Origin of the sequence: Chryseobacterium formosum (assembly GCF_026460885.1) — a bacterium.
Taxonomy (GTDB): Bacteria; Bacteroidota; Bacteroidia; order Flavobacteriales; family Weeksellaceae; genus Chryseobacterium; species Chryseobacterium formosus.
On record NZ_JAOVZW010000024.1, the window covers coordinates 16,092 to 31,057 of the forward strand.

A 14,966-nucleotide genomic window follows, 5' to 3' on the forward strand; every position below is an offset into this window, starting at 1 on the left:
CTAAATCCTAAGACAATGACAAAAGACCAAAAAGTTGTAGCGATACAAGAGATCAAAGACTTGCTTCAGGATGCTAAAGTAGTATATGTTGCAGATCTTGAAGGATTGAATGCTGGTAAAGCTTCAGACTTCAGAAGACAAGCTTTCAAGCAAAACATCAAAGTAAAAGTTGTGAAAAACACACTTTTGCAAAAAGCAATGGAACAAATTGACGGAGTAGATTTCTCTGAAATGTTTGGTACTTTCAAAGGTAACTCTGCTTTAATGATTGCTGAAACTGCTAACGCTCCAGCAAAATTAATCAAAGACTTCAGAAAGAAAGAAGAAAAGCCGGCTTTAAAATCAGCTTTCGTACAAGAAACTTTCTATGTTGGTGACAATAACCTTGATGCTCTAGTAAGCATTAAGTCTAGAGAAGAAATGATCGGTGAAATCATCGGATTACTTCAGTCTCCAATCCAAAGAGTTGTTTCTGCTCTTCAAAACAAATCTGAAACTGTAGAAGCTAGCGCTGAAGAAGTTGCTGCACCTGCTGTGGAAGAAACTCCAGCTACTGAAACTCCAGAAGCTGCTGCAGAAGGAGAAGCTCCAGCTGCAGAATAATTAGACTCTCAAAAAAATCAATCAATAATCAACAAAAACATTACAACAATGTCAGATTTAAAAAATTTAGCTGAAACGCTAGTAAACTTAACAGTAAAAGACGTAAATGAATTAGCTACTATCCTTAAGGATGAGTACGGAATTGAGCCAGCTGCTGCTGCTGTAGTAGTTGCTGCAGGTGGTGCTGAAGCTGCTGAAGAAAAGACTGAATTCGACGTAATTCTTAAGTCTGCAGGTGCTTCTAAATTAGCTATCGTTAAATTGGTAAAAGATTTAACTGGTGCAGGTCTTAAAGAAGCTAAAGATATCGTAGACGGAGCTCCTTCTGCTATTAAAGAAGGTATCTCTAAAGACGAAGCTGAAGCTCTTAAGAAGCAATTAGAAGAAGCTGGTGCTGAAGTAGAATTGAAATAATTTTCAATTTTTAAATATAGAGAAGCGATAAACTTAGTTTATCGCTTCTTTTTTGTTTTGTAAAAGTAATTTTGAATCCATAATTGTTTAAAAATCTTTATAATTTTAAAAATTAGTTTAGTTACGAAAGGAAATATTGGCTCTTACTAGTCAAAAATAATATCAAGCTTAGTCTCAATAAAGCTTTTATTGAAAGTGATTTCAAGTTCTAATTGATGTGATTTAAAATAAAATATTTTTACTTTTTTTTGCACACCTGATGAAATTTATTCATTATAAATGTACAATTATCATAAATGTTATGACTTAAATCATAAAGTTGTGTAAATTTGCAAACGAAATTCCTTCAAATCTAATAAATACATCTTCTTTATTTTGGAAAAAACAAAAATTCTTTTTTCGGTACTGCTTTTCATCCTTTTATCCTTTACAAATACTTTGTTTGCACAATCAAAAGATTCGGTAGCTCAACTGAAGATGCCCAAACCAACAATTGCTTTAAAAGACGGTGCAACACTTTTTTCGGCCGATAAATCATTTAATAGCCAAATTTCTGATAATAAAATTGTGCATGACAAAGCAAGTATTGCCAATTATGATAACAAAAAAGATTCAAAAAAACTAGAAATGGTGACTCCAAAGCAAAGTAGCAGAACAGTAACAAAAAATACTGAGACAAAAAAACAAAAGGAAAGTAATAAAGAGAAAGATAAAAACACTGAAAAGAGAGAAAAAAAAGGTGTGCCATAGATTTGTACTATATCTTATCAATTATAGAACAAACATACCTCTTATAATCTAATAAATATTCCCCTTGCATATTAGTAAGGGAATTTTTATTTACTACCATTAAGTTTTATTTTGTAGTGATCGTTGTCAATAAATAAGTTTAAAATTGTCATATCTTGACCAATATAAAATATGTTGCGAATGTAATTGTTTTTATTTATTTTTAAATAAGCATAAAATGTTATACGTAAAATAGTTTACTGTTAATGAATGCATTATTGTAAAATAAATATTTAGTCGAAAATAATCAACTTGAAGTTATGGCTTATTCTACGAAACAAAATTTTTCAAATCCTCATTCTTTAAAATAATTAAACGTTGATATGTAATCCTTCACCTGAAATCTACGCAGTAGTTAGTTTACAATAAGAAATAAAATTCTCCATCCTCAGAGGGGGTGGATATGATAGGGATAGCTAAAAAGTATACCAACACAGATGAAGATAAATTATGCATTTGAGTTTTTACAGAGCAAATTGTATGTACGTTAAATATTTTTTTCAATGTTATCTCCAAGTGTAAAACAACCTTCAATAAAATACTGTTACTGCATTTGATAGATAACTTTGTACATGATTACAGAAATTCAAGTGTTAATTTTTTAAATTCTTAAAAATTATTCTTATCTATGTGAGTAAAATCATTATAAATTGTTTAAAATTGATTTATACCAAGTTATTGGTGCTGTAATTATTGGTTTAGTTTTTGGGTTTATTGTAAGATATTATTTGAAAAACAAAAGCAAAAAATTGTAAACTTATAATTCCCACTCCCGCACATTTCTATCTTATGGTTTGTTTTATAGAAACAAATTTTTCAAATCCTCAGTTTGTATAAAAATCATTAAGCACTTTTATATATAGCCTTCTGCACCAAGAAAAAAATTCCCTTCCCTAGGAAGGGTGAATTATTTCGCAGAAATAAGACGGGGTGGTTGAGCTCAATTCCCCTCACTCCCCTCAAAATCTGTCTTAAGCTTTCAATCCCACAACAATCATCTAATGTTGCCTATCTGAGCAAAGACTCTTGGTTTTGACCAGAATATTATCTCTTTTGTATCATCCCACAGTCAGTAGGTACGGGAAAGCGGGAAATGGTTACATTCATACCGATTAATAGGATAATCATTACCCTCAATCCCGCAATAACTCTTTCATAAATACCAATACGAAAACTTCTTGCTTTTCCATCTCTCAAACAAAAATTATTTATAGATTTTAGGCTCATGTAATTTTGAAGCATTCTAAAATCCTAAAAGTTTCAGTTTAAATTGTATCGCAAAATTATCCTTAAAACTTGATGTGTTATAATGCCCTACTCTGTAAAAGAATCCTAAATTAAACTGGGAAGACAAAAAATTATTCCATTCCAATCCCACTTCATTATAAAGATGATCCAGTTTCTCAAACTCAAATTGATGATATTCCGGGTTTTTCATATCGCCAATTACCCCGCGATAAATAAAATCGAAACTGGAAACATTTTTACCAAAGCTCTTAAAGTACCAAGGAAGTCTATGGGTAAGATAAGTTCCTGCAAATCGATCATTAAAGTATTTTCCTCCTTCCATGGTGGCAAAGCCTAGATAAGAAGTTAGATTAAAGTTGAGGCCGTTTCTGCCATTTGCGAGACCGTTCATTGTAAAGTTTTTCCATATCGGAGCATCGCCTACAAGCAATCCGCCATATGCCCTGATGCCTGTTACACCAAGTTTTGTCTTGAAATTTTGCGTAAACAGAACATCAAATCTACTGAAGTTAAAATTTCCATCCAATCCCTTAAATCCCTGTTCATAGTTGAAATATACTTCCGGAAAATTCTGCTCATAAGTGAATTTTCCTTCTGGCGTCATAATATTTTTTGACTTGGGTGAATATTTCAAAGTAATAACCGCTGATGAAATATCAAATTGATTCCCAAGATCCTTATAGTTGTAAGCAAATAAAGATTGTTCCTCACTTTTTTTAGCCGCTACATTTACGGTGAGGCCGTTGGTCAGGTCATTTTCATAACTTACTTTAAAACCTTGATAACGGTAGAATACATTATTGTTAATTGCTACTCCCGAACTCATAATTTTCATTCTGAAGTTCCATAAGTTTTCGGTAAATCTTCCCGCAGCCATGACATCATTGAAATATTCAATGCGGAAAAAAGAATTCTTTTGTAATGAAGTACGTAGATCTACACCTGCACCAAACTTAAATTTTTCATCATATATGCCGTACGCAAAATAGGCATCAGGAGAAATGTATTTACTGAATCTCTCATTGAGTTTAATGCCGGCTCCTAGTCTGAAATGTTCATATTTGTTATAACCGATTACTCTTGCAAGATCAAAATCGATAATTCCTACACGTATTTTCCCTTTTAATAAACCGGTTAATGCTTTTGCTTTGCGGTCCAGTTTATATTTGCTGCTTAAACTGTCGATGGTAACGTAGGTTTCTTCCTCACGTTTTGATAGTTCAGAGGTTCGGTACTGGTCGATCAGAGTGCCGTCAGAATTTTTTACATCAATAGTATACCCTTGGAAGTCTTTTGAGCTGCTGTTGATATTTGTTTTAAAGTCAAAATAATCAGCGGTAGCATAGGCGTATTGACCAAATTTCTTTGTATTTTCATGATCTCTTTTTTTCTCCTCTTTGTTTTTCTTACGGTCAGGGTTCAAACCGGTATTCAGAAGATTATTATTTAATTTCAGTTTATAATCTTCTTTTAATAAAAACCATTTTCCTCCATTGTAGATCCAGGTACTGGTGATGCTTCCTTCATTTTCTATGGTACTGTTACTTTCTATTTTTTTTAATCCAAAAGTCTCCTTGTCTACATAGATATATCCGGTAAATTTTTTCTTGTCGGCAGTTTCTCTGTAGTTGGTTTGTCTGAATCTGATAACGTAGTTTTCTCGTCCGTCAATATCTAGAGAGTCTGTTAGGAAATAGCGGTAAAGATTGCGGTTTTCTTCTTTTATTTCCTTGGGAATTTGAGTTCTGTTGGAGCGGAATGCCATCAGTTCATACAAGGGTTCTTTGAGGCCGGAAATTTTATTATCGAGGATATTTATTTTTTCTCCATATTTGCTGGAAAATAAAATTTCTGAAGCTCTTTCCCATAGAAACAATTTGCTTTGACCAGCAAGTTTAGCAAACTGTACAGATTCTATAGAGTCTTTTCTTTCTGTGGCTTTTAAAGGTCTTTCCGGTAACCTTTTCAAAGAGTCTATTCTTTGGGTGATAAAATCATTGTAGGCCTTGATGCTGTCTTGGTCAAAATCAAGAGATATTTTTTCATAAGATTTATAAGAATAAGAAGGAAGGCTTTCTGGCGAGTTGAATAGATAATTATTATTCACCTTACGTAAAATTTCAAGCGCGCGCGGATCACTTTTGTCCTGTAAAATGACAGCTTCAATATCTTTTGTCTTTACTTCCCCATTATTATTAGTCTGAGAAAAAGTGAAGTTAGATACTAATGCAAGTAGTAAAAGATAGTATTTGCTCATGCCTGCGATGGGTGTTTTTTGTATTTAATATTGATTCAGAGAATGACGGCATTCCGTAAGTATCTCAGCATTGGCAAAAAAGATGCCGATTAGAAATTACAATTGATCGTGGGGTATGGTATAGCAGTTGTAGGTAATGCAGAACACATTACAAAATAATAGATATGGAAAACACTAAAACAGTAGCAACGCTGAACGATTTGCTAAACATTACAAATGATAGAATTAAAGGTTTTACTAAGGTTGAAGACAAAGTTTGGGATTCTTATTCGGCTCTAAAAGTTGATTACGATCAAATGGTCAGACAGTCAAAAGTGATGAGAGCTGATTTAATTGATCTTATAAATGAGCGTGGGGGTGAAGTTAATGATAGTTCAACAGTGGCAGGCGCATTGCATAGAGGATGGATTGATGTTAAAAACGCATTTTCAGGAAACAACGCTGAATCTACAATCGAAAATGTAATCTTTGGTGAGAAAGCTGCTATAGATTCTTATCAGGAAGCGCTGCAAAGCGGAAATCTTTGTCCCCAAAGCACGGTAGTTGTTGCCGACCAGCATATGCAGCTGCAGGAGTCCTACCGCAAATTTGAAAATATTGAAAAGTCGGTTGACTAGTACTGGATAGAAAAATCTGAAACTCCTGATAATAACTAAATCAGGAGTTTTTTTATAAATGTCAATAAAGCCAATAGGTTAAATACAATTTTAGCCCGTTATGCATTTGAACTATTGTCTTTCTAAAATAAGTGAAACGGATTTGTTTAGCTTTATATCAGTATTTTTTTACAATTCTTTGTATAGCCTTGCGTTTTTAATCGCTTGAAAAGGACAAGTAGTTATAATAATATGATTTCTTAAGATAAACAATGGCATTTCAATGAGCAAGGAAATACAAAGATTTTAATGTATAAAAATCAGTTCTGAAATCATGATATTTTCTTTGAAAATCAGTGTTTTGCAGTGTTTTTATATCGTGATATTTCACAAATTTTTACGTCACTATTTATAAATGACACCCGGTGAATGTTTTTTTTAATAGTCTTTCATTTTATATTTGTTTCAGAAATAAGATATCAGGTTATCAATAATAAAAATTTCATCATTCAGTTTTCTTGTAGAATAGCAGGGTTCATATAGTCTAGGAAACCGAGCCCTGTTCTCTGCAGATTTAGAAATGCGTTTGCAAAGAAATCAAATCATACTACACCAAATTACATCATATATTTTTTAAAAACAGGATCCTCGAAGAGGATCCTGTTTTTTTTGAAAGAACAATAAATTTATAAAAGAATTGATGAGCATTTTCAATAAAAGCATTTTTGTTGTTCACCACATGATCACAAAAATTCTGTTAAAAAATAATTTTAATTTTAAACAGTAGCAAGGCAGTAAATAAAAAATCCATCTTTAAAAATACCACTTTAGGGGTATTTCATTTTTATTTCCGAAAATATATCTTTGAGCGTATTTAAATATAAATTTGGAAAATCAAAACTAATAAAGTCAACATGAAACAAAAAATATTTTTATTATTGATTCTTTGTACCGGCATGGCAGCGTATGCTCAAAATCTATCACTAAATCAAGTTATTGAAATTCAAAAGCAGAACGTAGACAATGCTAAAAAGGTATTGTTACAAAATGGGTGGGAATTTTTAGATTACAATAAAAGCAATTTCGAATCTACTTTCGGATTTCATCCCGATGCTTCAGGAAATGCAGAGAACTATTTTACATATAAAGATGATCCCGCAAGGGGAGTTGAAGTAACGATTGCTGCAACCACTAAAGCGGTCTATAACGAGTATAAAAAATTTCTTTCTGATAATAAGTTCCAGTTGATCTATTCAGAACCAAATGGAGAAAATACAGAACGATTGTATGAAAATGCAACGCATTCGGTTCGTACACTTTCAAGTTATTCTAATGACATAAGTTATTTTATAATCTCTAAAAAAAAATAATACATAATCCGTTGTACATTTTAAATCATTGTCTTTCTAAAATAAGTGAAACGGCTTTGTTTAGCTTTATATCAGTATTTTTACAATTCTTTGTATAGCTTTGCGTTTTTTATCTTTAGGAAAGGCAAAATATTATATATAAACCCGTTGTACGTTTTAAAATACTTTCGTCACTTCGAGTAGATTTTTGAAAAAAATCGTATCGAGAAGTTTGTAATTTTGAAGATAAATCTATTCTCGATACATTTTTTCTCCACTTTTACGAAAAAATACTCGATCTGACGAATGCAATATTGAAATTTTTCAAAATGCGTGACGGATTATAAACAAATAAATATAAACAAATGAAAATAAAAATCACAATTTTAGGAGTACTGTGGTCTATTATGTCGTATAGTCAGGGTATTCCTCCGGTATACAGTACGCAATCAGATGATAAAAATAAAACAGATGTTTTAGCAGATCAAAATAGAGTGTATTCAGACGTTGATCAGGCTGCAGAATTCCCAGGAGGAATCAATAGTTTAAGAAGTAAGTTTGCAAGCGCATTTAAAAGTTCGAAAATAAAAGCAGCAGGAAACATATCAACTGTTGTAAGCTTTATTGTAGAAAAGGATGGTTCTATCTCTAATGTAAAAGCAGATGGAAGCAACTCACAGTTTAACACCGAAGCAGTTAGAGTAATGAAGTCAATCAAAAATAAATGGGCACCTGCAAAGATGAATGATGAAGTTGTGCGTTCTGCCTTCAGAATTCCTTTAAAAATGAATTTTGAATAAACCAGCCTATTGTCTATATGCTACTCTAAAAAAGTTAGGAAAGTTCCGGAATGGGTGGCAATGTCATAAATTTTGATAGTTCCTGAATGTTTTTTTACTGTTTTCTTTAATAAAGCACTTTAATACATAGCCTTCACCACGAAAAAAATTCCCCTCCCTCGGAGGGGTGGATTATTTCGCAGAAATAAGATGGGATGGTTCCAATTCGCTTTATCGTTATGAGAGGCATGTTTTATTGTACACCACTCATCGCCACCACACATTTCTATTATGTATCAATCTGCTTAGCTAAGACAGGCTTACATTTGAATCCCCAAAAAAGCTGTCTTCAATTTTACTTTATTTTCAGTTTCTTTTCTCTCTGCTGCTGTACTATATGCCAAAACAAATCAGTGAGTGGTTTAATTCTGTTTCTAAAAGTCTGGTAGCGATTCATATTGTAAATTTAATTGTTCATCCTAAATATACAGTTGATGCGACAAAACTTGACGTGTTATAAAAAAAGGCTTCCACAAAGTGGAAACCTGATATACATTCTGATTCAATTATTTATTGCATACAATCCCAAATACCGTCGTGATTATTATCAATAGGTACTAAATTTTCATCATAGCAAGAATCTGGCTGATTGAAAGGCCTTGAAAAACAATTATTGATATATCCATCGTAATCAACTCTATTATAATTTTGTAATGTCTCAACATTGCTATTTAATACGGATAAAATTCTAATCTTCACATCACCTACTTTTGAAGATTCATTATTAAATATAATTACATTTTCAGACACATTTTGATAAGCAGGTATCGTTAACGGTTGAACAAAATAAAGAGCAGTGCCTTTAATTATTGTTGAATGCACCACTCTGTCATAAGAAACTACATCACTTGCAGATACGTAATATCTATAATTATAGCCATAGCCTGAAGCTAGAGAATAGCAGGTTTGTCCTGTGGTGAAAATTGTTGCGTTGATGGTGGGTTTGGTAAATGTTGTATCGATAATTAGAGAGTCTAAGGGAGGCTTCATCATCATCTGAGAATCTGATACTTCTTGTGCTTCATCTAACAATTCATCTCGTCCGCAAGAGATTATAATAACAGACAAGAACATAGAGAGACATAATAAAAAAACATGTTTTTTCATAGTTATTTTGTTTTGGTTTAGATGGCTAATATAATATTATTTTTAATATAATTCTACATTAAGATGACTTAATATAAAGAAAAAAGGCAGGATATTTTTTAATAAAAAAAGCCAAGTTGAAGGTTCGTAATATATTGGCTAAAAATTTAAAATGGATCAATTAAAAAAATCCCCCCGCTCCCGCGCGATTGTATCGCGTGCACTATCTAAAAAGATTTACAAATCCTCCTTCTATAATAAAGCACTTCTACACATAGTCTTCACCACGAAAAAAATTCCCCTCCCTCGGAGGGGTGAATTATTTCGCAGAAATAAGACGGGGTGGTGCAACTCCCCTCACTCCCACAAAAATCTGTCGTGTGGCTTCAATTCCACAACAATCATCTAATGTTGCCTATGCTGAGGTAAGTCTCATAAAATGTTATCTTCTTGTATTCCTTCAAAGTAAAGAGATGTCGAAGAGCGAGGAAATTTATTTTATCAAAGTCTAATCTGATAGTTTATAAAAAAGGTGTCAATAATAAGGGTAAGTATACTCAGCCAGAATTATTTAGTAAACATTTTCTTTCAATATAAAAACTCCTAAGTCGAGAGTCTTAGGAGTACAACGAATATATCAATGAAATGATTTCCGGAATTTTTAATGAATAAAAATCATACTTAAATGTATAGGAATTTATAAATAAAAAACGATACTATTTATAATTGAATCCTATAAAATATAGTATGTCAGCCTGATACTTGGATAGTAAATAGTACCTACGTATTTTAATTGATGGAGATAGTTTTTATTCTTATAATTCCACAAATATTGGTAATTTGATTCTTTTGTCTGAATTTTCTGAAACGGTAAATTCATAGACAACCCCATATCAAACTGATTTCTAGATCCGAAATTTAATCCAATTCCTATATTGGAACTTATTGTGTAACTCTTTTCTCCCAAGTTGGTATCGTAAAAATTTTCAAAATTTAAAACACTATTTAAAGCTTCTTGTGATTCACCATTTCCTTCATTATAGCTCATAACGTTATTGTTATAATCAGCTCCCACACTGCCTTCAACATAAATAGCGTTCTCATTTAGGAAAAATAATCTTCTATATCCTACAAATAAAGATATGCAATCATATTTTTGTCCGAACTTTTCTTTGTTGTTAAAAGGAATTTCTGCTTCATTAAGCCGATAATCAAATTCTATTTTTTTTCTCGTAATAAAAAGTTCAGTATAAAGTTTATTTTCTTCATCTAAATTTTTAGACAATCTTACACCAAAATTAAGTGACAAAGGTTGGCGTGTCTTAAAATGGCTTTTGTCAGCATATAGATTATTGTGATAAAGGTTTAAGCCGCCACCCAAAGTTATTCCAAGTGAATAATCGGATTGGGAAAAGCAAAAGTTCCAAAAAAGAAAAAAAATTATTGAAACAATATTTGAAAATGATTTCATAGAGTATAGATAAAAGAGCTTCCTGCATAAAAATGCAGGAAGTCTTCTAAAATTAGTTTTTAATTATTTGCTTTGAAAGTTTTTTACCATTATTATCAACTAAAATGAGATATACTCCCTTAGGATATGATGAGATATCAACTTTTATTGATTGCGATTTGCCTCTATTGCTAATTTCAGCAAATACATCCTTCATCTTTACTCCTGATAGACTGTAAATTGAGATATTTGTCTGACCTGAAGATTGATTATTTGAGTATTCGATATTGATAAAGTCAGATGTTGGATTAGGATAAACCTTAAATTTAAAATCATTATTGGATATTGCCAAATCAGTACTGTTTGACATTTTAGCCATATTTGATTTAGTATCAGGAGCTCCGTCTCCTTCAATTTCTACTGCGATATCTTCAAGTGCGATATTAGAATCAACAGGAATTTTCAAAGAAACATCATTAAAAACAACATATATTTCTCTTCCATTGTCTACCACAGTAAATTTTGATTTAAGCTCTTCACTTACTAAATCTCCCTTAAAAATTAACCCGTCATCTGTTAACTTTATTGAAAGTCTACTCAAAATTTCTGATTCATCCATTTTTTCGTCCTGAACCATATTCACATTATCATCGTTTGGTTTCCAAACTGAAAATCGTATGTCAGAATAAAAACCATTATTTTTCACAAGTTTAATTTTACCTGAAATATTAGGTATAACTACTGTATGTGAACCTGGGTCAAAAATAGTTGCATCAGCAGTGATTTCTGATTCCTCAATATTTTCTTCAATGTCATCAACCATAGGTAAAAAGAACTGATCGAAATCTGTCACGACTTCTCCTCTTGAACAAAACTTATTACTAACGCCACCTTGTGCCCAAACACCATTGTCACCACGAGAAGCTTTTTGCCAAGCACAATTTTTAATTTTTTCAGCATAAGCATATCCGCAATTACCTGTAGTTTGAACGGCAGGAAGACCTGTGAATACTCGTGCTGTTGCATGGTATTTACGAGCCCACCATTTACAACTGTTTCTTTCTGATGTACTCCATCCAGCAAAGACGCTATTAGAAAATAATAGCATAAATAAAATAATTACTAGTTTTTTCATAAATTTTTTTTTATTTCCTACTTTCAGAGTTTTTTAGTCGCTGTTTCGGGAATTCCGACTCATAAAAGAAAAAATGGATACAAAATATTTTGATAGTTCAACAATATTTCCTGTCAATAAATCACTCCCTCGCATATACTACATTTCATCTGCGTTTCTGCCAAGATTAGTAGTCAGACTTACCCGATAACTTCTTTCATTGGCTAAATATAATTTAATATTTCAATCGATGATCTTTTTTTTCACAAAAAAAAGATTTAAGTTTTAAAATGCTGTAAATGAGCTATTTATTTTTTTTTAAATTGTTTTTTTAAAAGAAAAATTAAACATAAGTAATTGTTTTGTGAAAAAAAAAATAACCTTATTTCTAACAGGAGAAGATATATTTTTTTAATTTTAATCTAAACCTTTACAATTATTAGTATTTCATTATTCATTTTTATTGGAAATTCAGTTTGCGTCATCTTTGCAGGAAGTCAAAAGAATTAATGTAAGTTAAAACAGGAGTGTTTTCATTTTTTAGTGATAATTTTTATATTTGTGAAAATTATTTTAAATGTTTAATATTGAAATTTATCAGTTGGTTTTAGGTGTAGTTGGGGTGTTGTTTTTGGCTTTATTGTAGGAAAGTTATCGAAGAATAAAAAACATTAAGGGGTCTTTTGGCACTAATATATCTAGATGATGTAGTGCTTATGACACTGCTTATTTTTTTTGAGACAGTATTAGGCTTAATTCAGTTTCTTCTACAAGAACTGAATTTCAATCCAAATAGACATATTATTTCTGCAAGTCTATTAATATTTCTGAGGTGGCAAAATTAATGTTCGCCGCTGCCGCACGAAATGCAATTCAACGAAGTCAATCCTTTCTTGTTGCTACAATCCCCCCGCTCCTGCCCGATGGTTTCGCGTGGTCTATCCTAAAGAAATTTTACAAATCCACCTTCTTTAATAAAGCACTTTAATACATAGTCTTCACCACGAAAAAAATTCCCCTCCCTTGGAGGGGTGGATTATTTCGCAGAAATAAGACGGGGTGGTTCAGCTCAACTCCCTTCGCTCCCGCAAAAATCTGCCTTGTGGCTTCAATCCAAGAATTTTTTAATATTATTCTTATTCAAAGTCTTCCACCTTTAAGCTGGAGCTTCTAAATTTCTATAATTTTCACTATTTATTTTTAACAATCCAAGTGAAAGTGTTTGATAAAGTAATAAAAAATGAAGTTAACCTATGTTTTTTTAGTAATGTTGGGTTTCGAAAATTCGAAACTCAAGGTTATTTAATATTATACAGGATAAATTGTTTTAATTATGTTGAACTTTCTTATGAATACGACTATCATAAAAAAGGTAAAATCTTCTTAATCTTCAAAGGAAAAAACTCTTAATAAAACATGAGGTCATTGATGTTTAGCGTACAACGATTAACTAATTTATAGATTAAAAAAATAAAATAAAACTTTGGGTGTGTGAATTATTTTTATATATTTACAATTCAAATTTAATATTTATTATATTAAAAAAATTATGTTATTAGCTGCAATAGGTGTAGCTGGGTTAGTAAGCGCTAATACGACTCTACCAAAAAATGAAACTGATAAAAAAGAAATCGTTTCAAAGAATGAGGAATTAAAAGTTGAAAAGGAAGAAACAATAACCTTAGAAACGGAGCGTCGATTACAAGAGGATAATTGTAGAACTGTAGTAGTAACTTGCACTTCTGCATATACTTGTCAGAATTGGTCTGAAGCTCAATGGCAAAATTGGGGTTCACAAATACAGACTAATTATTGTATGTATGACAGTCCTTTTACTCCTTAAATAATTTCATCTTAAACAAATTTACAGAACCGCACAAAAATCTCTGAGATATTTGTGCGGTTTTTCACTAAATAAAATAGAGTAATGCATTTTATAAAAAAACATGTTTTAGTAGTCATATTTTTATTTTTATCGATTATATCATTTTCTCAAAAAGTCGATAAAGATTCACTAAGAGGAGAATTTAGTTATTTACTTCAATACAAACCGAATACTTTAAATCAAGATAATATTACAAAAGAATTTTTTTCATTACAGGTGAGCGACACTCGTGCCTTTTTTATAAGTGAAAATAAATTAAAATTTGATTCTGCTTTCAGTGCAGAATTTAATAAGAAGCAAAGCGTAATTAATGTGAGCAATATTCCTGCTTCAAAGTCTAACTTTCTGATTATTCAGAATAATCAACATTCACAATTTTACGAAGCGGTTGGAATGACACTTCTATCGTATAATAGTCCTATAATAAACAATTGGAAGCTTGTGAATGAAACAAAAGTAATTAATTCTCTTGTCTGTAAAAAAGCAGAAGTTAGATATAAGGGAAGAGATTGGATTGCTTGGTATTCCACTGAAATCCTTTTCCCTATGGACCATATAAATTTAGTAATCTTCCAGGATTAATTGTGAAAATTACGGACAGAACAGGAGATTACGATTTTGAATTAATAAAATCAGTTTCAAATTCTAATCTAAAGGGAAAATTAGTTCGGGTAAGTAATGCTCGATATCAAAATATTAAAATAGTTACGAAAGAAGAATTATCAGAAGCTAGAACAAACTTTAGACAAAATGCTAGACGAGAATTAGAAGGGATGGGAACTCTCTTTTTAGAGGATCAAAAACCAAAACAGATGGTTAGAGAAACCGAAAAAAAAGGACATAATCCTATAGAATTAGAAGATTGAATAGTTTACTAAAATTTAAAAATTAATATAATATTTATATTAATTTTTAAATTTTATTCTTTGAAATAATGATAATAGTTGCTACAAAAAGTCTACTCATTTTGAAGTAAATCTGTAATAACTCCAAAGTTATGAGACTTCGGATAGTAGTACAATAAACCGACGCTTCTAAATTTCTATAATAATCACTAATTATTTTTAACACCAAAAAAATTCCTCTCCCTTGGAGGGACTACTTATTTCGCAGAAATAAGTCGGGGTGGTTAAAACGAGAGTAATCCCTTTTAGGCGAAATCTATTGCCTCACCAATCCACTCTGGAACTTCTCCACCACATTCCAGACCTCATAAAAAACACCTTATTTCCCTCATTATCCGAAAAGTTAGTTTTAAAAATAATGATTCTTCTTACCCTTAGTTTTCGAATCAAAAATTAACATTGCCATCGTTCTGGGATTTCCATCTTTCTGG

Annotated in this window: 13 protein-coding genes; 9 read left to right on the forward strand and 4 right to left on the reverse strand. The window is 31.5% G+C overall.

The annotated features are described in order from the left end of the window. The first annotated feature begins 15 nt into the window (after positions 1 to 15). The 3 genes from rplJ to OF897_RS18275 all read left to right on the forward strand — a co-directional run bounded on the left by rplJ (position 16) and on the right by OF897_RS18275 (position 1,767). Positions 16 to 603, forward strand: a complete 588-nt coding sequence (rplJ, locus tag OF897_RS18265; RefSeq protein ID WP_267267106.1) for a 50S ribosomal protein L10 — start codon at positions 16 to 18, stop codon at positions 601 to 603. Positions 604 to 651: 48 nt separating this feature from the next. Then, entirely contained in the window at positions 652 to 1,017 is a 366-nt protein-coding gene (gene rplL / locus OF897_RS18270; protein WP_074231997.1) for a 50S ribosomal protein L7/L12, read from the forward strand. Positions 1,018 to 1,392: 375 nt separating this feature from the next. Then, on the forward strand, positions 1,393 to 1,767 hold the full coding sequence (locus tag OF897_RS18275; protein WP_267267107.1) for a hypothetical protein: 375 nt from the start codon (positions 1,393 to 1,395) through the stop codon (positions 1,765 to 1,767). A 1,282-nt stretch (positions 1,768 to 3,049) separates the two neighbouring features. On the opposite strand, the gene OF897_RS18280 is transcribed toward OF897_RS18275, so the two are convergent. Continuing rightward, positions 3,050 to 5,311 (reverse strand): DUF5686 family protein, encoded by a 2,262-nt coding sequence (locus tag OF897_RS18280; protein ID WP_267267108.1) that lies wholly within the window; start codon positions 5,309 to 5,311, stop codon positions 3,050 to 3,052. Positions 5,312 to 5,475: 164 nt separating this feature from the next. On the opposite strand from OF897_RS18280, the gene OF897_RS18285 reads away from it, so the two are divergent. The 3 genes from OF897_RS18285 to OF897_RS18295 all read left to right on the forward strand — a co-directional run bounded on the left by OF897_RS18285 (position 5,476) and on the right by OF897_RS18295 (position 8,056). After that, positions 5,476 to 5,928, forward strand: coding sequence for a ferritin-like domain-containing protein (locus tag OF897_RS18285; RefSeq protein WP_267267109.1), 453 nt, complete (start codon positions 5,476 to 5,478; stop codon positions 5,926 to 5,928). 893 nt (positions 5,929 to 6,821) lie between these two features. Continuing rightward, positions 6,822 to 7,277: a hypothetical protein gene (locus tag OF897_RS18290; protein ID WP_267267110.1), complete on the forward strand. Its 456-nt coding sequence runs from the start codon at positions 6,822 to 6,824 to the stop codon at positions 7,275 to 7,277. A gap of 344 nt (positions 7,278 to 7,621) precedes the next feature. Beyond that, positions 7,622 to 8,056: an energy transducer TonB gene (locus OF897_RS18295; RefSeq protein ID WP_267267111.1), complete on the forward strand. Its 435-nt coding sequence runs from the start codon at positions 7,622 to 7,624 to the stop codon at positions 8,054 to 8,056. A 549-nt stretch (positions 8,057 to 8,605) separates the two neighbouring features. Here OF897_RS18295 and OF897_RS18300 read toward each other — a convergent pair. The 3 genes from OF897_RS18300 to OF897_RS18310 all read right to left on the reverse strand — a co-directional run bounded on the left by OF897_RS18300 (position 8,606) and on the right by OF897_RS18310 (position 11,766). Continuing rightward, complete coding sequence (locus OF897_RS18300) at positions 8,606 to 9,202, reverse strand: hypothetical protein (RefSeq protein ID WP_267267112.1); 597 nt, start codon at positions 9,200 to 9,202, stop codon at positions 8,606 to 8,608. 712 nt (positions 9,203 to 9,914) lie between these two features. Then, positions 9,915 to 10,490, reverse strand: coding sequence for a hypothetical protein (locus tag OF897_RS18305; protein ID WP_267267113.1), 576 nt, complete (start codon positions 10,488 to 10,490; stop codon positions 9,915 to 9,917). Positions 10,491 to 10,704: 214 nt separating this feature from the next. After that, positions 10,705 to 11,766 carry a T9SS type A sorting domain-containing protein gene (locus OF897_RS18310; RefSeq protein WP_267267114.1) on the reverse strand — a complete coding sequence of 354 codons (1,062 nt, stop codon included), beginning with the start codon at positions 11,764 to 11,766 and terminating at the stop codon, positions 10,705 to 10,707. Between the two features lie 1,528 nt (positions 11,767 to 13,294). On the opposite strand from OF897_RS18310, the gene OF897_RS18315 reads away from it, so the two are divergent. From OF897_RS18315 to OF897_RS18325, 3 genes are all read left to right on the forward strand, one after another. Then, on the forward strand, positions 13,295 to 13,588 hold the full coding sequence (locus OF897_RS18315) for a hypothetical protein (RefSeq protein ID WP_267267115.1): 294 nt from the start codon (positions 13,295 to 13,297) through the stop codon (positions 13,586 to 13,588). Between the two features lie 84 nt (positions 13,589 to 13,672). Beyond that, on the forward strand, positions 13,673 to 14,212 hold the full coding sequence (locus tag OF897_RS18320) for a GLPGLI family protein (RefSeq protein WP_267267116.1): 540 nt from the start codon (positions 13,673 to 13,675) through the stop codon (positions 14,210 to 14,212). Between the two features lie 2 nt (positions 14,213 to 14,214). Further along, positions 14,215 to 14,496 carry a hypothetical protein gene (locus tag OF897_RS18325; RefSeq protein ID WP_267267117.1) on the forward strand — a complete coding sequence of 94 codons (282 nt, stop codon included), beginning with the start codon at positions 14,215 to 14,217 and terminating at the stop codon, positions 14,494 to 14,496. Positions 14,497 to 14,966: the final 470 nt, after the last annotated feature.